The 18,040-nt window shown below is 47.7% G+C and carries 15 protein-coding genes; 8 read left to right on the top strand and 7 right to left on the bottom strand.

Going from position 1 to position 18,040, the window contains the following annotated elements; translation table 11 throughout:
- Positions 1 to 245 precede the first annotated feature (245 nt).
- From NNX04_RS09185 to NNX04_RS09175, 4 genes are all read left to right on the top strand, one after another.
- Positions 246 to 4,478: a bifunctional nitrate reductase/sulfite reductase flavoprotein subunit alpha gene (locus NNX04_RS09185; protein ID WP_261948219.1), complete on the top strand. Its 4,233-nt coding sequence runs from the start codon at positions 246 to 248 to the stop codon at positions 4,476 to 4,478.
- Between the two features lie 193 nt (positions 4,479 to 4,671).
- Positions 4,672 to 5,178, top strand: a complete 507-nt coding sequence (locus NNX04_RS09180) for a DUF1905 domain-containing protein (protein WP_261948218.1) — start codon at positions 4,672 to 4,674, stop codon at positions 5,176 to 5,178.
- Positions 5,179 to 5,219: 41 nt separating this feature from the next.
- Positions 5,220 to 5,636, top strand: a complete 417-nt coding sequence (locus NNX04_RS22900) for a GFA family protein (RefSeq protein WP_151058841.1) — start codon at positions 5,220 to 5,222, stop codon at positions 5,634 to 5,636.
- A gap of 109 nt (positions 5,637 to 5,745) precedes the next feature.
- On the top strand, positions 5,746 to 6,348 hold the full coding sequence (locus NNX04_RS09175; protein WP_151058839.1) for a PEP-CTERM sorting domain-containing protein: 603 nt from the start codon (positions 5,746 to 5,748) through the stop codon (positions 6,346 to 6,348).
- A 31-nt stretch (positions 6,349 to 6,379) separates the two neighbouring features.
- On the opposite strand, the gene NNX04_RS09170 is transcribed toward NNX04_RS09175, so the two are convergent.
- Positions 6,380 to 6,784 carry an NIPSNAP family protein gene (locus tag NNX04_RS09170; RefSeq protein WP_007643379.1) on the bottom strand — a complete coding sequence of 135 codons (405 nt, stop codon included), beginning with the start codon at positions 6,782 to 6,784 and terminating at the stop codon, positions 6,380 to 6,382.
- Between the two features lie 264 nt (positions 6,785 to 7,048).
- On the opposite strand from NNX04_RS09170, the gene NNX04_RS09165 reads away from it, so the two are divergent.
- From NNX04_RS09165 to NNX04_RS09155, 3 genes are all read left to right on the top strand, one after another.
- Positions 7,049 to 7,882 carry a hypothetical protein gene (locus tag NNX04_RS09165; protein ID WP_007643378.1) on the top strand — a complete coding sequence of 278 codons (834 nt, stop codon included), beginning with the start codon at positions 7,049 to 7,051 and terminating at the stop codon, positions 7,880 to 7,882.
- Between the two features lie 34 nt (positions 7,883 to 7,916).
- The gene (locus NNX04_RS09160) at positions 7,917 to 8,336 is read left to right on the top strand and encodes a hypothetical protein (RefSeq protein ID WP_007643377.1); all 420 of its coding nucleotides are present in this window, start codon (positions 7,917 to 7,919) and stop codon (positions 8,334 to 8,336) included.
- A gap of 142 nt (positions 8,337 to 8,478) precedes the next feature.
- Positions 8,479 to 9,633: an ADP-ribosylglycohydrolase family protein gene (locus tag NNX04_RS09155; protein ID WP_261948217.1), complete on the top strand. Its 1,155-nt coding sequence runs from the start codon at positions 8,479 to 8,481 to the stop codon at positions 9,631 to 9,633.
- On the opposite strand, the gene NNX04_RS09150 is transcribed toward NNX04_RS09155, so the two are convergent.
- Positions 9,591 to 10,025 (bottom strand): ester cyclase, encoded by a 435-nt coding sequence (locus NNX04_RS09150; RefSeq protein WP_261948216.1) that lies wholly within the window; start codon positions 10,023 to 10,025, stop codon positions 9,591 to 9,593. The genes NNX04_RS09155 and NNX04_RS09150 overlap by 43 nt on opposite strands.
- 149 nt (positions 10,026 to 10,174) lie before the next feature.
- Positions 10,175 to 11,380 carry an acyltransferase family protein gene (locus tag NNX04_RS09140; RefSeq protein WP_261948215.1) on the bottom strand — a complete coding sequence of 402 codons (1,206 nt, stop codon included), beginning with the start codon at positions 11,378 to 11,380 and terminating at the stop codon, positions 10,175 to 10,177.
- 180 nt (positions 11,381 to 11,560) lie between these two features.
- Between NNX04_RS09140 and NNX04_RS09135 the strand changes: the two genes are divergently transcribed.
- Positions 11,561 to 12,448 (top strand): LytR/AlgR family response regulator transcription factor, encoded by an 888-nt coding sequence (locus NNX04_RS09135; protein ID WP_261948214.1) that lies wholly within the window; start codon positions 11,561 to 11,563, stop codon positions 12,446 to 12,448.
- A 164-nt stretch (positions 12,449 to 12,612) separates the two neighbouring features.
- On the opposite strand, the gene NNX04_RS09130 is transcribed toward NNX04_RS09135, so the two are convergent.
- From NNX04_RS09130 to NNX04_RS09115, 4 genes are read right to left on the bottom strand one after another with little or no spacing between them, the layout of a single operon-like run.
- On the bottom strand, positions 12,613 to 13,044 hold the full coding sequence (locus tag NNX04_RS09130) for a response regulator (RefSeq protein ID WP_007643360.1): 432 nt from the start codon (positions 13,042 to 13,044) through the stop codon (positions 12,613 to 12,615).
- Positions 13,022 to 14,953: a sensor histidine kinase gene (locus NNX04_RS09125; RefSeq protein WP_261948213.1), complete on the bottom strand. Its 1,932-nt coding sequence runs from the start codon at positions 14,951 to 14,953 to the stop codon at positions 13,022 to 13,024. Before NNX04_RS09125 ends, NNX04_RS09130 begins: the two co-directional genes overlap by 23 nt.
- A 7-nt stretch (positions 14,954 to 14,960) precedes the next feature.
- Positions 14,961 to 15,524: a YfiR family protein gene (locus NNX04_RS09120; RefSeq protein WP_007643357.1), complete on the bottom strand. Its 564-nt coding sequence runs from the start codon at positions 15,522 to 15,524 to the stop codon at positions 14,961 to 14,963.
- Positions 15,512 to 17,485: a TonB-dependent receptor plug domain-containing protein gene (locus NNX04_RS09115; protein WP_261948212.1), complete on the bottom strand. Its 1,974-nt coding sequence runs from the start codon at positions 17,483 to 17,485 to the stop codon at positions 15,512 to 15,514. Before NNX04_RS09115 ends, NNX04_RS09120 begins: the two co-directional genes overlap by 13 nt.
- Positions 17,486 to 18,040: the final 555 nt, after the last annotated feature.

The following is an 18,040-nucleotide window of genomic DNA, read 5'->3' as shown; positions in this document are numbered from 1 at the left end:
ATAACAAACCGGTGCCCGAGCCCCAAAAATATGCATTTAGATGATGCAAAAAATAGTCGATACCCCAGTTCCCTCTTGCTTGCCGCAGTGAGGGGGTGGGCTTGATGTATTTAAAAATGCTATAAAAATCAGTCTGTTGAGCGTTTTTTTGGGATTCGTTTGCACGAATTTACCTAAAGCGCCACACCTTACCAGCCACTGGCATAGCGCTTGCTAAACCCCTCTTAATGAGGAGTTGCAAACCTATGTCTGAAACCATTGTTAAAATCGATAGCAAAACCGAGACTAAAAACGAAAACAAATCCGTGCGTTCGGTATGCCCCTACTGCGGCGTTGGCTGCGGCATGGTGCTGGAAACCGACGGTAAAAAAATCACCAAAGTCAGTGGCGATAAAAACCATCCTGCCAATTTTGGCCGCTTGTGTACCAAAGGTCAGACCAGCGCCCAGGCGCTCACCAACTCTGGTCGTATGGAATCTGCCTTTGTGCGCAGTGAACGCAACCGCGACCCGGTAAAAACCTCCATGGCGCAGGCGATCAGTACTACCGCCAAACGCCTGCGCGAGATTCTGGATACTCACGGCCCCGATGCCATCAGCTTTTATGTGTCGGGGCAGATGTCGATTGAATCCCAGTACCTCGCCAACAAACTCGCTAAGGGTTTTTTGCGCACCAACAATATCGAGTCCAACTCGCGCCTGTGTATGGCGAGCGCGGGCGCGGGTTACAAACTCTCCCTCGGCTCCGATGCGCCACCCGGTTCCTATCAGGATTTTGATCACAGCGATTTGTTTTTGGTGATAGGCGCGAACATGGCGGACTGCCACCCGATTTTGTATTTGCGCATGATGGATCGCGTCAAAGCCGGTGCAAAATTAATTGTGGTTGATCCGCGCCGCACTACAACTGCAGACAAAGCGGATCTGTATTTGCCGATCAAACCCGGTACTGATCTCGCATTGTTAAACGGCCTGTTATTTTTGTTGCACAAAAATGGCAAAACCGATGCAGAATTTATTGCGCAGTACACCCAAGGCTGGGAAAGTTTTCCGGAATTTTTAGCGGATTACACGCCCGAAAAAGTGAGTGAAGTTACCGGTCTTTCTGTTGAACAATTAATTAAAACTGCTGACATGATCGGCAATGCGCCCGAGTTTATGACCTGCTGGACTATGGGCTTAAACCAAAGCACCCACGGCACCTGGAATACCAACGCAATTTGCAATTTGCATTTAGCGACAGGAAAAATTTGTCGTTTGGGTAGCGGCCCTTTTTCGCTTACCGGCCAACCCAATGCCATGGGTGGTCGCGAGATGGGTTATATGGGCCCGGGTCTGCCAGGGCAGCGCACATTATTAGTGGAAAAAGATCGTGAATTTATCGAGCAAATGTGGGGCGTTGAACCAGGCAGCATCAGCACCAAACTCGGCAAAGGCACCGTCGATTTATTTGAGCGAATGGCTGCCGGTGAAGTAAAAGCCTGCTGGGTAATTTGCACCAATCCGGTAGCGTCTGTGCCCAACCGCAAAATTGTGATTGAAGGTTTGCAAAAAGCGGAGCTGGTTATCGCGCAGGATGCGTTCCTTGATACCGAAACCAATCGCTACGCCGATATTTTATTACCCGGCGCTTTATGGGCAGAAGCCGAAGGGGTGATGATCAACTCCGAGCGCAATATCACGCTCATGCAAGAAGCCGTGAATCCACCCGGTGAGGCCATGGCCGATTGGGAAATTATTGCGCGCGTCGCCTGCGAAATGGGTTTTAGTGAGGGATTCAGTTTTAATTCTGCCGCTGAAGTATTTGAAGAAATCAAACAAAGCTATAACCCCAAAACCGGTTACGATTTGCGCGGCGTAAATTACACGCGTTTGCGCGAAGCGCCGCTGCAATGGCCCTGCGCCGATGAAACTTCTACGCGCAATCCTATTCGTTATTTAAATACCGGCATCAATCAACCGCTTAAAATCGCGGAGGACGGCAGCAAACCCTTTATTCAATTTGCGACTGATTCCGGCAAAGCAATTTTTCACGCGCGCCCCCATGTGGATGCGGCAGAAATGCCGAGTGCTGAATTCCCCATTATTCTGAATACTGGCCGCGTGCAACATCAATGGCACACGCTCACCAAAACCGGAAAAATCGCCACGCTCAATAAATTAAATCCTGGCACTTTTGTGGAAATTAATCCGCAGGATGCAACCGAGTTGGGCATTAAAAACAAAGACAAAGTGGAAATCCGCTCGCGTCGCGGCTACGCCATTTTGCCTGCAGTGGTGACTGATCGGGTACAGCCAGGTTGCTGTTTTGCACCGATTCACTGGAACGATGTTTACGGCGATAACCTCTGCATCAATGCCGTGACCAGCGATAAAATCGATGCGATTTCCCAGCAGCCAGAATTAAAAGTGGCTGCGGTCGCGTTAAAACGCATAGAAGTATTTGCCGAAGCAAGCGATTCCACCGACGACTCCGCACAAAACTCCGATAGCCATGATTACGACTATGAAATGCCCATGGCCTTTGCAGCGGTGAGCGAGGAAACCAGCATGACCTTGATTAAAACCTTCGCCACCAAAATCGGCGTAGTGGAAGCCGTAGCACCACAATTTTCCGATGCTGAGCTGATTTATTTGGGCGGTTATGTGAGCGGCCTGCAAGCCAGCGCCAAGGCGATTTCCGCCGTGCCTGCACTACCTGCCGACGCGCCCATCACACCGCCGCATCGCACCTGGGTAAATGGTTTGCTCGCTGGAATGTTTAGCCGTGTGCTGCCTGCAGGTGTTGCCGCCATGGGGGTGGTTGCACCTGCGCAAGCCAAACCGGAATTGGTGCTGCTTTGGGCATCACAAACCGGTAATGCAGAAGCGCTCGCCGAAAAATTCGCGCAGCAATTATCGGTGCAGGGTTGGGCGGTTAATCTCCAATCCATGAATGATTATTCGGTAGAGAAACTGGCAAAGAATAAAGTTGTGGTATTTGTTACCAGCACCTTTGGCGATGGCGATGCGCCCGATAACGGCGGCGATTTCTGGGGTCAGTTAACCAGCGATACCGCACCGGATTTAAGCGCTGTGCAATTTGCCTTGTTGGCGTTGGGTGATTCCAATTACGACCAATTCTGTGGTCATGGCAAAAAATTATTTGCGCGTTTGCAGGCGTTGGGTGCTAGCGCATTGGTAGAGCGGGTGGATTGCGATAGCGATTTTGAGTCGCCAGCAGCAGAATGGTTTGCTAAGCTCAGTGAGCAATTAGCACCCCTAACTTCTGTTATAACAGCATCTGCGGCGAATACATCACCCTCCATGACTGCAACTACCCATCCAGCATCCACCGTGCCTTCTTTATCGGCTGCTTATAGCAAAGCCAACCCCTATGCTTCGCGCCTGGTTATCAACCAACGTTTAAATCGCGAAGGTTCCGGTAAGGATGTTCGCCAATTTGGTTTTGATTTGGGCGATTCAGGCATTACTTATGAAGCGGGCGATGCGCTGGGCGTTTGGCCAAAAAATTGCCCCGACTATGTGTTCGAGCTTGAGCAGGCGCTGAACTTTAACGCGGCAGTGCCTGTGGTTGTGGACACCCACGAAAAACCGCTACACCAAGCGCTGCTGGAAAATTATGAAATTTGCCGCCCCAGTTTAGAGGCGCTGAATTTTATTGCGCAGCGCAGCAATAGCAGCGAATTAAAAAAGTTACTCGACGCAGAACACAAAGCTGAATTACAAGAATGGCTTTACGGTCGCCAACTTGCGGATATTCTGCAAGAGTTCCCTATTCGCGCGGGTGTGGATGAATTTTTGCCGCTACTAAAACGCATGCAACCGCGTTTATATTCCATCGCCTCAAGTTCAAAAGCGCAACCAACCCGAATTGATCTTACGGTTTCGTCGGTGCGCTATAGTCGTTTCCGCGACAGCAAAAAAATTCGCAAAGGTGTTGCATCAACCTTTTTAGCGGATCGCGCCGAAGGCGTTGATGTTCCCATCTTCGTACAGCCCAGCAAACATTTCCATGTGCCGGAAAATGGTCATACACCGTTGATCATGGTCGGCCCCGGCACGGGTGTTGCTCCCTTCCGTGGATTTTTACAAGAGCGCCAGGCACGCGGTGATGCGGGTAAAAATTGGTTGTTCTTCGGTGAGCAACACGCCGCCAGCGATTTTTATTATCAGGATGAAATCCAACAATTCCAAAAAGACGGTGTGCTGAATGAATTAAGTCTCGCTTTCTCGCGCGATCAAACACAAAAAATCTATGTGCAAGACCGTATGCGCGAACGCGGCGCCGAATTGTGGGAATGGTTAGAGCAGGGTGCTTACTTCTGTGTCTGTGGCGACGCCAGTCGCATGGCAAAAGACGTAGACCAGGCCCTGCGCGACATCATCCAGCAATACGGAAAATTTGATGAAGCCGAAACCGTTAACTACATCCGCAAATTAAATATGGATAAACGCTATTTGCGCGATGTGTATTAACACATAGCTAGTAACTTCTTTGGTTATTAAAAAATCCCTCGTCAGTGAAAGTTGGCGGGGGATTTTTTTGCTCAAATATCGCACTATTCTTGGTACATATAAATTTGCTATTTTATGGGCAGGGTGCTCTCGTTAAGCTTATTGGTACGCCCAAAACTTCTCATGCTCTTTCACCCAGCGAGATGAATGTGCTATGGCCAGTATTTGTTTTACCTCCACGATCAAAAAGCGTGGAATCAATCCTTATGTACTGGTCAGTGCAATACTGGCTGCACAACTAAAAGAAAATTGGCGTAAGCCTCTTCCTGTACTGGTGCAGGTAAACAGTAAACCGGAGCCACCGTGGCGCATCAATATGATGCCTGCTGGTGATGGAAGTTTTTATTTGTATTTGAGTGGTGAAGTACTCAAAGCATCCAATACCAAGGTTGGAAGTGTTGTGGACGTAAAGCTGCAATTTGACGCAGATTATAAACCGGGGCCCGTTCATCCAATGCCTACTTGGTTTAGTGAGGTTTTAGCGCAAAATCAACTTGCCCAACAAGGCTGGGATGAACTTGTTCCGAGCCTTCAAAAGGAAATCTTACGCTACATGACTCGATTGAAATCAATTGAAGCGCAAAGCCGAAATACGCAATTGGCAATACATGTATTAGCAGGTGGTAAAGGACGGTTTTTGGCGAGATCCTGGAATGAATAGTTTGGTCGTGCTTTGGAATTTAACGCGGAGAAAATTAAAAAATGCTGAAAACATACAAAGGCAGTTGTCACTGTGGTGCACTCCAGTTTGAATGCGACCTTGATTTGTCTGCGGGTACAAGTCGTTGCAATTGTTCCTTCTGCAGTAAAACGCGATTTTGGAAAGCCTTTGCCAAGGGCGACGCTTTCCGTCTGTTGCAAGGCTCTGAAAGTTTGTCGGACTACCAGTGGACATCCCCAATAGAGTCTTCCCCCATACTTCACCACTTCTTTTGCAAGCATTGCGGTGTCAGGCCATTCTCCAGAGGCTGGTTAGCGGATTTTGGTGGAGAGTTTCACGCCGTCTACCTTACCTGTCTGGATAATGCAGAACAGGACGTCGCTGCCGCTCCAGTTCAGTATCAAGATGGTCGCAACGACGATTATGAATCTTGCCCGGCAGAGACCAGACACTTGTGAAGTTTTTTGGGGTGTCGCCTAAAGGCCTTGAGTTTCTATTTCGAAGCTGCTTATGTGAGCGATGGAGTAGATCAGCGTCTTTCAATTGGTAAAAAGGGAGGATTTTAAAATGTGTAACAAAAAAATCGTTTTATATTTCGTTTTTATTTTCTGTTTATTCGCCAGTGCTTGTAGTCAGGCAGTTGTTATTGATTTTGACGATTTGGAGCGGGATTATCCAGATCAGGTAATGCAATTAACCGATCAATATGCAAACAAAGGTGTTATTTTCGATAATGCTTATTTAGCAAGCTGGCCATCAGAAAATAGTATCACTGGCCCCGGTTTTAGCTTTTCATTTGTAGGTGAACTGCCAGTTTATGTCAGTTTTGTTTTGAATAACTTAGATGAATTAAAAAATAGTGTTTTAGCTACGGGTCCAAATAATTTTCTTGAAATACTTTCCACCGAAGGTGGGGTATGGGGAGTGGGCGCTGAAAATAGCACTCCCTACATGCCTAACCAGAAAATCACACTTCAGGCCGAATTTGGTATTTCCTACGTTCATGTTGCAAGCCAAACAACTCCTTATCTGGATGATCTGGTGTTTCACTACGCAACTGAAGTGCCAGAGCCTGAGGTATTGATTTTGTTTCTGATTGGCTTGTTGAGTATGGCAATTCGTCGTCTGAATATCATTTTTATTTTAAACAGGTACAGCTCAATTAAATGAGTGCGCATTAAGCGCACTCTATACATTTCCATTACTGGATTTTTGAAAAATCGGTAGATACTAAGAAAGTGGATTCAACCCCGGCAACTATAGGGCCATTGGCTTCGCTTTCTTTTTGAACTTTGATCCATTCTGGATCGGCAGCAAATGCCTTCCACGCCGCTTCTGCTGCAGCACGGTTTTTGTATTTCAAAATATAATGAAGTTTGTCACCGCCTTTTTGCTCGACCGGCAACCAATAGCCGACATTTACCATGCCGTGGCGCTCAAAAAGTTTGGTGGTGTGATTTTTAAAGCGTGCGAGCAGATCCGGCATTTTACCTGGATGTGTAGTGTAAACACGCAACTCAAATACTGGAGAGTCGTCGGCGGCGAGAGCGGGTGTAAGCGCAAAAAAACTGAATAAGGTGATCAAGGTAAAGATTATTTTTTTCATAGGAATTGTGGCCTGTGTGTTGAAAGGAAAAACTCAGAATAATGGTGTTCAAAAAGCTGGCCCTGAAATTACCCCGAGCCGGTGAAAACATACTATCAACATACCTGGGTGCTCAGGCGTACCGATACACAGATTACAACACGTTTTTACTTTTCTTGATAAATTTCTAAAAATGAATCCTCGGGGAGAAATACCTGCCCGTGATGGACACCGTTACGAGTTGCGCCTGTCATTGATAAAACACGATACACAAGGAGACAGTTCATGAAGTTCATTCAAGTTGCCATAACCTTTGCATTTGCCAGCTTGCTGTTTGGTTGCACGAACCTCAAGGAGGTTCAGGATTTCGCTGGTCAGTCCGCCCAACTCTCTGGTTACACCGAGCTGACGACTCGCTTTCGTGATACCTATTATCGTGAGCAGCCTTATATATCAGGTGACGCAGATCGGTTGGCGCAGGAAAATGACCTGCGTCGCAAAGCGGCCTATCAGGATTTATTAAAAATCCATCAAACCATTAGCGTTTATATGCAAACGCTAGCCACCCTGGCGGGGGATAAATCGTTTGATCTAACTCCTGGTATTGATTCGGTGGCTTCAGGTATCAAAGCACATCCCGAGTTTGGTATAGATAAAACACAAGTTGATGCGCTCTCCGGGTTGGCAAAAATTGCGGCCAAATGGGCGACGTCATCTTATCAGCAGCGCGCTGTGCGTGAGTTTATAAAGGAGGGGAATGAACCTTTGCAAACAGCTTTGATCGGCATGGAAAAACTGATTGGTTACTATCAAAAAACCAACGACAATGAGTGGAAAACCATTAACGGACTTCTGGAATTGGAACTCTCGTTTACCGATCAATCGGAAGACAAGCTTCTGGTGACGCTTGCGCGTGCTCACCTGCAGGCTAAGGCATCTGAGTATCAACTGGCCGATAAAAAATATCTTGAGGCCAGAAAAGGTATCCAAACTATTGCACAGGGGCATGGTTTATTAGTTGAAAATCTGGATAAACTTTCACGCCAGGAAATTAAGGATTCCCTCCGTCAATTTGCAAAAGATATCAAAGCAATAAACGATCATATTAATTCCATGTGAATCATGAAATGAAAAGGAAATACAGGAGATTATCATGGCTTTAACAACCCAGGCTCAAATCGAAACTGTTGCCGCGGAGCTAAATAATTGTGCCGATATTATTCATGAACGCCTGATGAAGGCAGTAAAACGAAAAGAGATTGAGCGGCCTGCTGCCCAATTGATTTTTCAGGATGAAATTATCTTGCGCCAAAAAGCCAATGGCTTGTATATCAATGCAGCCAATGGTGTGGTGACTGGACTGGCGGAAACACAAAAAAGCCTGCTGGAAACCATCGTCTCAGCCAAACAAAAACTCAAAAAAATTAACGATATAGCCACTTTTATCGATCTTACGGCGGATCTCATTGTGTTGGCTGCAGCGATCAGTGCGGCGAAACCCTCAGCAATTCTTGCGGCGTTAAAGGAAATTAAAAAAGATTGTGAGGCAATGAAAGGCGCGACAGACTCGTGAGCCGCAATATAAACCGCTGAATGTGAGGCGACCGTCCGGTCGCCTTGGTGTTTTATTCCCATTGTTCCTTTTGCCCCGCGTGATCTTAATTCCCTCTCTCATCGAATAAAGCACTGAATCATTTTTTAATTCAGGTGCGCAGGTGACTATAAAAAATTCTATTGAACTTAATAAAATTGCTATTGCTGGAAATCTGCGTGGGCTGGTCAATCACTCCCCACAAATGCGTGCCCGCGCCGCACTGTGCAATAGTTTTATCGCTGATGCCCTGGCCATGCCCGTACATTGGTTTTACAACCCATTTGATATTTATGCTGCATTTCCCGGCGGTATTCAACAATTTGAAGCGGCACCCAGGTTTCACCCCTCGTCGATTATGAATTTGCATTCAACCACTGCCGGTGGCCGTGGTGTGCAACAAGCGAATAATGGGGCGCAGGTGGTGGGTGATATTATTTTAAAAGACAAACGCCAGTATTGGGGTATTGCTAATCAGCATTATCACCGCGCCATGCGCGCGGGCGACAATACCTTGAACTTGCATTGTATGCGGGTACTGATGCGGGCTATGGCAAATAATAATGGGCGCTATTATGCCGCTCATTTTTTGCAAGATTACATTCAGTTTATGACGGCAGGTATTCCGCAGCACCCGGATACCTATGCGGAATCTTATCACCGTGGATTTTTTGCCAACCTTGCCAAAGGCTTGCCACCGGAAAAGGCAGCGGCAAAAACTCACGATACTGCTTCGGTAGGTGGTTTGGTTGGCATAGCACCGCTGGCAATCGCGGAACTGTTGTTTGATCGCTCCCTTGAGCGCGTGCAAAGGCTTTGCCGTATGCATTTATTCTTAACGCATCCCGACGATAACCTGGCAAAAATTTGCGATGCTTATGTCGCTCTGATTGAGGCGCTGTTATTTCGCACCGAAGGTGATGCGCGCCAATTTATAGCTGCTACGGCTAAACAGTCAGCGGCTATTGATGTGCCGTTATTGGTACAAAAATATGCGGATGATAATCAGGTCGTTGGCGGAAAGTTTTCGCGCGCCTGTTACATAGAGGACTCCTGGCCGAGCCTGCTCTATCTCGCATGGAAATATTGTGATGATCCACGGCAGGCACTTATCGCCAATGCCAATCTCGGTGGCGATAATTGCCACCGGGGTGCGGTGCTGGGTGTGATACTCGGCTTGGCAAGCGGCGATGGCCTGCAGGATTGGTTTGTGCAATTACAAAACGCAGCGGATATTCACGCTGAAGTAGAGACGTTATTGAAACCCGTGAATTTATAGATCGCACCCTTGTTGGTTGTGAGCGTGACTTTTTTATCGCCCATCACAATTTCGCTGATACGATTGTTTTGTAATTTAAATAGAATGTTGGTGTTGAATAGTAGCAAGCCGTTGGCTGGTGCAAGACCCATAAATTCTTCGTGATGATTACCCTGTATTTGGAAATGGATCAGCACTTTGGTGTTGTCAGTGAGGAGCAGTTCTATTTTGACATCCGGTTGCTGGAATACATCCAACAAGTAATTTAAAAAACCGCTGAATTCAATCGGATTCTGTGGATTAAATTCAGGAAACCCCTCGCACCTCAACTCTTCTGTCAAGGTTTGGGCAAGTAGTTCTGATTTGGTGATGGGAGTAATCTGAGATTGAAAAAGCGTGGCGAGGAAATGCATTGGTTGTGGATGCCTGTCGCTACAGGATTGCCCTTTGCGCAACCCGGATGATGTGCTGGCCGAGCAAGGGGCTGGGCCGCGTATTCTTGAGCGACCCTTGGAATAAGTGTGGCCACCGGGAAAGGCTATCTTGCCGTTGTCAGCGTGATTTAGCGGTGCTGGATTCCGAATAACACTCGAATGATTGGCAATCGCTTAATCAACTCAAATAAAACCACACAGCTCACTGCAACGGCGCAGATAATTAGTAGTGGCTCAAACACACTACCCAATTTATGCGGCACGACAAAATAGGCGATAACAATAATCAGCGTCTGGTGCAAAATATAAAAACAATAAACGCCGCTGTTTAAATATTTCAGTAATGGATTGCTAAACCTGAACCAATATTGCGCCCAGGCGATGATTGCCACTATCCACAACCAACCGTTGGCCGACCAGATAACGCCATTGATTTCATCGGCCAGGTCACTATCACCCAGCGAACCGCCGTTAAAGGCAAATAATGCGTAGGCGTAGGTTAATAATGCGCCGGGTAATAAATACCAGCGCAGCGACGCCAATTGATTCCATAACAGCGGCAGGCGCACCAGAGCAAAACCCATCGCAAAACATAAAAACGAACGCGCATGGTTATACCAGTCCTGCACAAAATTATGGGTGGTTGGGTATTTGTCGTAGAGCCACCAGCCAATAAGGTAAAACAAGGCGATGGGGGCAAGAATCACCACGCGGATCGATAGGGTTTTACTGAGCCATTGCCAAACCGGTGCACAAACGCGGGAATTCAGCAGCGGGTAAATCGCCCAGAAAATAAGGCTATAGGCGAGAATGTAGGGTAGAAACCACAGGTGGTTCCAGGTGAGGTGCAGCTGTCCCAGGGTTTTATGCGGCGCAAATTCGGCGCTGGTTTGATCCAGGTAGAGGTACCAAAAATGCCAATAATTCGGGCTGTTGATCAGGCCTTTGCTGTGCGCCTCCACATAAACTTGCGGCACCACTACCACCAACATGCCAAACAGCAGCGGCAGTAAAAGTAGGGGGATGCGCCCGCGAATAAATTGCCCCGCAGGTTGCTTGGCGATTAAAAAAGAGGTCGCTGCGCCACTGATTAAAAACAGCAACGACATACGCCACTGGTTTGACCAGAGCATAATGTTGGTGAGCAAGCTGCTGGTGTAGGTACTTTTGTAATGCCAGTCCCAACCTTCGGCGTAAAGCATGCCGGCGTGATACAGAATCAATAAACCAAACACCAGTACCCTGAGCCAGTCTAGCTCAACCAGTCTGTGCCGGTGAAATTCCGGCTGGAGCGGGGCTATCGTTGATGGTGAAAAGGTTTGTGCTTGTGTCATGACCGGGTTCCCCGCGAGAAGATGAAAGCGCTATGCTAGGTAAACGCAATGCCTTGCAGGGTTGTTAAGTGATTGTTCTACAACAAAATGTGACCAGCGGACGCCCGTTGTGACGGGCTGGGCTTGGCATGTCGCTTGCGCTACCCGATAGTCCGCGCACCACCAATAACTGTGACCACTATGAACCAGAGCCACCCGCTACCACACCAGCAGCCCTTGTTAATCCGGCATTTTTTAGCTCACCAATGGACCTGGGGGGCTGTGCTGCTGGCGGCGTGGTTTGGGCTTAACGTGCTGGTGCTGGCGACAACAACCTTGATGGAAGTGCGCCGCAATGGCGGGACTATTCCTACTTGGGAGCCGTTTTGCTGGGAGATCTCTAGCTGCCTTGTGCTGCTGTTACTGATTCCGATAGGGCTTTGGTTGAATGATCGCTGGATCAGTCGGTTGGGGCTAAAACTGCGGTTGCTTGCGCACCTGTTGGCGACTCTGCCTTTTTCGCTTGTGCATGTCACTGGCATGGTGGCGATTCGCCAACTGTGGTACCGCCTGATGGGGGCGCACTATGACTTTGGCGATTGGCCAGTGGAGTTTTTTTATGAGTACCGCAAGGATGCCCAAGCCTATTTGACCCTGGCACTGGTGATTGCGGGCTACCGGTTTATAGCCCGGCGCTTGCAGGGCGAGGCGAGTTACCTGGCTGATAGCGCAGAGAGCGAGACAAATGAACCCGCGTCGCCCCCCGAGCGGTTATTAATTAAAAAGCTGGGGCGTGAGTTTCTGGTTCAAACCGCTGCTATTGAATGGGTTGAAGCCTCTGGCAACTACGCCAATTTGCATATCAAAGGCAGTGTGTACCCTATGCGCATCACCATGGATAAGTTGGAAAAGCTCTTGCCTCCCAACTTTGCGCGCATTCATCGCTCCACCATTATCAACCTGGAGCAGGTGCAGGAAATAACAGCGTTGGATACGGGCGATTATGAAATTCGCTTGCGCAATGACCAAAAACTCACCCTGTCGCGCCGTTACCGCGAACGCTTTAAGGCCATGTTGAGCCTTTCCTGAACAGTGAAATTACAGCGTGCAGGAATTGAACACCCTGTGCGACGCCAGTAATAATCGGCCCTGCACTCCATTACCAAAGGGTCATGCACAGAGTTATTCACAGCTTCTGTGGATAAGGCCGGGGGGGGGCTCGGCTGTTGTGCAACTTTGTGTGAATTGTTGCTTTAGCCTTCAGGAAATTCATTGAGTTGCCAGTAAAGGCTGAGCAAATTCACCAGCTCTTTAATATCTTGTTTAAGAAAATATCCGGCAACATTTAATTGATAGCTGATGCTTTTGTCTTCATCGCGGGGTGAGGTGGTTAAAATAAAAACAATGCTGTCTTTTAGTTGTTCGTCATTGCGCATTTCTTTTAGCATTTCTATGCCATTCATCAGCGGCATATTAATGTCCAGCAATACAACGTAGGGTTTGGGGACTTTGCTCCTGTTATTTTCGCCGCGCATAATTTCAAGGGCTTCTACGCCATTGGCAGCGCGATACACAGGGTTTTTGATGCCTTTTTTATCAAACAAACGTTTGAGTGATTCAACATCTACCTCGTCATCTTCTACTATGAGAATGTTCACCACTTCACGCATATCGTCTCCGAGCATTAGCACAAGCGTCTCCTGTATTTTCCGGTTCTAACTTGGGCCATGTAAAACGAAATATTGCCCCTTTTCCAATATCTGATTCAATTGTAATAGCTCCCCCAGTGGTTGCAATAATCTTTCTGACAATTGCCAGCCCCATACCCCGACCTTTACTTTTATCGCGTGGCTGCAAGGTTTGGAACATCTCAAATATTTTGTGATGGTAGCGCGGGTCAATACCCGGCCCATCGTCACGCACTGAAAAAATGTATCCTGATGCATTTTCCTCAATATGTATGTCGACAGTGCCACATTCCTTGTCGTGGTGTTTAATCGCGTTGTTAATCAGGTTGTATAGGATTTGCTGCAGGGGAAATTTTTTTAGATTGATTTGCGCTAATTGCTCGGCAATGTTTATGTTAAAACCCGCAGGAGGGTTTAACAGTGTGGTGATCTCATCGATAAGTTGTTGGCCGCTAATTATTTCGGTGGGCTTCGATTCCATTGTTGCATCTATACGCGCATATTCCAGCGTGTCATCGAGTAGCTTATCCATAAATTTGACGCGCCTGCGTAGTTCGTCCAGGTGTTGTTTGCTTTTTTCTGGCAGTAAATCTTCCAGGTCTTCTTCCAACCATTGCGAAATAGTATCCACCGCCCTGAGTGGTGTTTTTAAATCATGAGCAGCAATATAAGCAAAACGCTCAAGTGCCTCGTTGGACTGTTGTATTTTGTGGGCATTACTTTGAAACACCTCCAATACTTTTGCTAACTTGCCAATTTCGTCATTGTGGTGACGAATTTTAGGCGCCTCGAAAGTGTTGTCTTTGGTTGCCGTGTAGAGTGCATTCACCATCGCATTCACCGGGCGTGCAATGCGGAATACAATAATGCTCCAGCAATACAAACTTAATATCAGTGCAAATAAAAATATGATGGTGCTTAGCATAATTTCTTGCTTGGCATTGTCTTCAATACGATCAACCCGCAATTGGGTTTCCGTTAAAATTTTATCTTGCAAGAGCAAGAGTGATTCAACTGCCTGGGCAGACATGCCCAGCCACATTTCGGCGCTAATTGGGTATGCCGTATCAGCCGATAGTGATGAGCCGGAATAAAACAGATCGTTGATTTGATCAAACGTAAAAAAGTAATGGGTGTATGCCTCTTCCATTAAGGGGAGGAGTTGTTCTGCAAGCTCATTATTTTTGGCGAATTTCCGCAATATTTCCCAGCCATATTCGATATTGCCGCGCAGTGACACGAGTTTTTTCTGTTGTTCCGGCGTGGGCTTTTTATTTTCAGCAATCATTTGGCCGATGATTGCATACTCCTCACCTGAGTGTTCTGCCAGCTCCCAGACAAAATATTTAAAGGTCATTTGCTGGCCGATGGTGGCGTCGATTCGTTGGTAAGTGCGGGAATACACAAGGATAAAATTTTGTGTGGCAGTAATAAGCGCTGTACTAAGGTCAAAATATTGCCTGGCAATCAGCGGGTCGCGTTGCGCAATGGGTAGTGTAAGTGCCTGGTCTATAGCGGTTCGCTGTTGCAGTAATTGTTGATAATGTTCATTAATTGTTTCTGTATTAATGGCCGCGCTGAAGTTGCTGGTGGCTAAATTGGTGAGGGCAAGCTCCAGTGCCTTATCAGCTTCCAGGCGATTTTTCAGTAAATCCTGATGCATGGATTCCGTCGATTCGGGTGGGGCATGGAGAATGGAGAGGGATGAGGCGCGCTCTAACGACCAACTTTTGGTGGCGCCATAGAGCGCATCAATAACACTTGCACCCAATTTGAGGCGCTGTGCTTGTTTATAGTTTTCCCATGATTCATACACACCATTGCCCACCAGCACCGCTATGAGGATGTTGAGAGCTCCTACAATTAATAAGAGTATGGTGCGAATACTAGGCGTCGGTTTTTTCATGAATTTTTTAACTGGCAACTATTTTTGCTAGTTTAAGCATAGGCTCCTGAATATTGAGCCCTGCGTGATTTACCGCGTTTTTATTGATATACAAATTAATTTTTTCGTCTTCTTTGCTCATCTCCACCATGCCGCCGCGCTGCGCGAATTGCGCGATATCACTAATGGTGAGCACGTTTTTATTCTGCAGAAATTGCAGCAATGCAGAGAGATTTTTTTCCTGATCGCGATGAATAATAACCACGCTGCACCCGGTGGTGTTTTCCACTTTATTGATGTGGGTTATTGAAATGAGTGCCTGTTGCGCAGTGCGCCCTTTAAGGGGGGAAAGGTAGCCGTCAAAAGGGTCCTCCCCAAACAGGCATATTTGTAATTTTCCGCTTGTTTGCGCGGGTGATTCTTTTGACCATGTAGTGTATTTGAGCAGGTTATAAACCAGCCCGGCCTTGATTTTGTGTTCATATAATTGCAGGGTTTTTTCTTCGGCGCAGACAAAAAAGGGAAGCAAGCACAGAATTATTCCTGTACTGATTACCGCTCCCATTTTTTTGCCCAGCGTTAAAATTGCCATGTCAACTTTCCAAAAATACTGCGCTCAATCTCCCCGGCATTGAGATCGGTTGCTGCGCCGAATTCGCGGTGATGGCTGGCGGTGAGGTTTTGTCCGACCAGATTAAAGCGCAGGTTTTTGCTGATGTACCCACCCAGGTTGATGTCCAGGCGTATATAGCTATCGACATTGCCCGCCGGTAATTTATCGACATAAGTGGCTGAGGTATCCAGCGTCCAATCATCGTTAATATTCCAGAATATTTTTGTACCCGCCTGGTGTCTGGGGTAAAGGCTTTCACCGCCTTCTTGTGTGGGAAGCAGTGCATCAAGGTTGATATGAAGGAAACTGTAGTTGACGGCTATTTTTAAATCCTCATTTGCCGACCAGTTAAGCACCGCTTCAAAACCGTCAGTTTTTCCTGTCATATCATTGGTAAATTTGACCGGAACAAGTAAATGCGGAGGATCAATGCCGTTGATTACCGGGACAGGGGCCAGAATGCTTACCGTTTGCAAGTAATCGTAGTCGTTATAAAAAACGGCAAGATCCATCGACAAAAGCGATGTAAGTTGCTGGCGATACCCCAGCTCATAGGCGGTTAATTTTTCTGATTTGAAATCATCATTGGGGACAAAAGCCGCCCTTACCGTCGCCGTTTTTAACAGTGTGCTGGTTAGGTCAGTTTCGAGCGGGGTTGGGGTGCGTACGGCGCGCGATATTGATGACCAGACGGTTTGGGTTTGGCTCGCGTGCCATTGCAAGCGGATGTTTGGCTGTACTTCGTAGCCTGAAAATTCGTTATGTTCAAACTTTGACCCCAGCGTTAAAAACCAGGCGTCGGGCGCTAGGGTAATTTTGTCCTGGATGAACGCGCTATAAAGGTTGTTGCGACGTTTCTGTGGCGAAAATGCGGTGTTGTTATCGCCCTCCTGATCGTCCGCGAGGAAGCGGAATCCTGCGCCGGTAGTCACTTCATGTGCGCCCAGTGGCGCAAAATTATATTGCGCCTCCAGGTCATAAATAATTCGGTTATCGACGAAGTTAATTGGCTCATCGCGCTGCGCCCAATCCACATAACTTTGGATACTGAATTGCGATCCATCTGCGCGGCTATCCGTCCAGCGCCCGAGAAGGTTGACGCCCTCATAAACAATGGTTTGTTCTTCTATGGGGTCAAAAGGGGCAATAAACGAAAAATGGCGGCGGAGTTGTTCAGCGTTGGTGCGGTAGGCATCGCCCTGCACGGTAAATTCATCGCCCCAGTCCGCGCGGAACCCGGTGCGGAAACCCTCCCATTCATCATAGGTGTCGCCACCCATAGGGTTGTGGGAGGCATCACGTTGAAATCCTTTGGCATAAACCCGATATGTTCCGGCATCGCCAAACGTTCCACCCTGGCGAACATTCAGGGTGCCTTGCTCTTCGTCGCCGTAGAGCGCACTGACTACAGTGCCTTGGGTATTGCGCGTGTGTTTGGTGCGAATATTGATCACGCCATTCACCGCGTTTGCGCCCCAGAGTGTGCCCCCCGGACCACGAATCACTTCAATCCGCTCAATATCCTCCAGCATCAAATCATGGGTTTCCCAGAAGACACCGCCAAACACCGGGTTATAGACCGTCCGGCCATCAATCAGCACCAGCAGTTTGTTTGCAAAAACCGTATTGAAACCTCGAATGCTGATGGCCCAGCTGTTGGAGTCCACGCGCGCAACCTGCATACCGGGAACCATTCGCAGCGCATCGGGGATGGTGGTAACGCCAGAGCGCTGGATGTCTTCACTGGTGACGATATAAACCGCAGCGGGGGCAGTGGCGATGGATTCTGCCTTTTTGGACACGCTGAGCACTTCGGCACTCAAAAGCTGTTCGGGGGTGAGATCGAAGTAATCGACGTTGGCGAGGGCGGACTGGCTAAGAAGAAGCATGCTCCATGCGGTGATCAAACCGGGGTGCTGTAATAACGCAGGTCTTTGCATAGCGCTCACTCCTTTTAAGGCTCTCCTACAGGGTAGGGGTACTATTTAAAGATGGTGGTGGCTTGGTATCCACTATTCCTGCTGTGGAAGAATCAGAATAGTCCAGCTACGGGTGATCCGCGCCCCTTTTTACTATCAGTTGCTTCATTTGCTGACGGGTATACATCTGTTTTGACGGTGCTCATCTATTGAGCTTTATGGCCGGAGCCAATAAATATAGTGGTCGGGGGTTTTTGCTAAAGAGCTATACACAGAGTTATTCACAGCTTCTGTGGATACTTCGTTGTGGATATTTTGTACTCTGCCGGCGTGTTTTTTGTGGCATTAGTCTTGGGATTCAGGCAAGTTGACCAGTATTGCCGCTGCCTCATTGAAAGGGTGATCCGTTGTGGGGCAGGGTGTGCCCGGTCTTCAGGCTTGGTTGCTATCCCCTTAGCGTTTTTTGCGGCAGATTGCGCGTAAATAATGCGCATTTTTTAAGCGCATCCCTAATCGTTTTTCAGCTGGCTATTGCATCCATGAGGGTGTCTTTGTAATCTGCGCGGCCGCCGTTGT

It is taken from the genome of Cellvibrio sp. QJXJ, assembly GCF_024452345.1.
Taxonomy (GTDB): Bacteria; Pseudomonadota; Gammaproteobacteria; order Pseudomonadales; family Cellvibrionaceae; genus Cellvibrio.
The sequence above is the reverse complement of the archived record's forward strand: the minus strand, read 5'-3'. Positions and strand labels throughout refer to the sequence as shown.

What these genes read in the sequence shown, in the direction of transcription:
- NNX04_RS09185 (WP_261948219.1), top strand. Translation starts at nt 246, where the DNA reads ATGTCTGAAACCATTGTTAAAATCGATAGCAAAACCGAGACTAAAAAC.
- NNX04_RS09180 (WP_261948218.1), top strand. Translation starts at nt 4,672, where the DNA reads ATGGCCAGTATTTGTTTTACCTCCACGATCAAAAAGCGTGGAATCAAT.
- NNX04_RS22900 (WP_151058841.1), top strand. Translation starts at nt 5,220, where the DNA reads ATGCTGAAAACATACAAAGGCAGTTGTCACTGTGGTGCACTCCAGTTT.
- NNX04_RS09175 (WP_151058839.1), top strand. Translation starts at nt 5,746, where the DNA reads ATGTGTAACAAAAAAATCGTTTTATATTTCGTTTTTATTTTCTGTTTA.
- NNX04_RS09170 (WP_007643379.1), bottom strand. Translation starts at nt 6,784, where the DNA reads ATGAAAAAAATAATCTTTACCTTGATCACCTTATTCAGTTTTTTTGCG.
- NNX04_RS09165 (WP_007643378.1), top strand. Translation starts at nt 7,049, where the DNA reads ATGAAGTTCATTCAAGTTGCCATAACCTTTGCATTTGCCAGCTTGCTG.
- NNX04_RS09160 (WP_007643377.1), top strand. Translation starts at nt 7,917, where the DNA reads ATGGCTTTAACAACCCAGGCTCAAATCGAAACTGTTGCCGCGGAGCTA.
- NNX04_RS09150 (WP_261948216.1), bottom strand. Translation starts at nt 10,025, where the DNA reads ATGCATTTCCTCGCCACGCTTTTTCAATCTCAGATTACTCCCATCACC.
- NNX04_RS09140 (WP_261948215.1), bottom strand. Translation starts at nt 11,380, where the DNA reads ATGACACAAGCACAAACCTTTTCACCATCAACGATAGCCCCGCTCCAG.
- NNX04_RS09135 (WP_261948214.1), top strand. Translation starts at nt 11,561, where the DNA reads ATGAACCAGAGCCACCCGCTACCACACCAGCAGCCCTTGTTAATCCGG.
- NNX04_RS09130 (WP_007643360.1), bottom strand. Translation starts at nt 13,044, where the DNA reads ATGCTCGGAGACGATATGCGTGAAGTGGTGAACATTCTCATAGTAGAA.
- NNX04_RS09125 (WP_261948213.1), bottom strand. Translation starts at nt 14,953, where the DNA reads ATGAAAAAACCGACGCCTAGTATTCGCACCATACTCTTATTAATTGTA.
- NNX04_RS09120 (WP_007643357.1), bottom strand. Translation starts at nt 15,524, where the DNA reads ATGGCAATTTTAACGCTGGGCAAAAAAATGGGAGCGGTAATCAGTACA.
- NNX04_RS09115 (WP_261948212.1), bottom strand. Translation starts at nt 17,485, where the DNA reads ATGCAAAGACCTGCGTTATTACAGCACCCCGGTTTGATCACCGCATGG.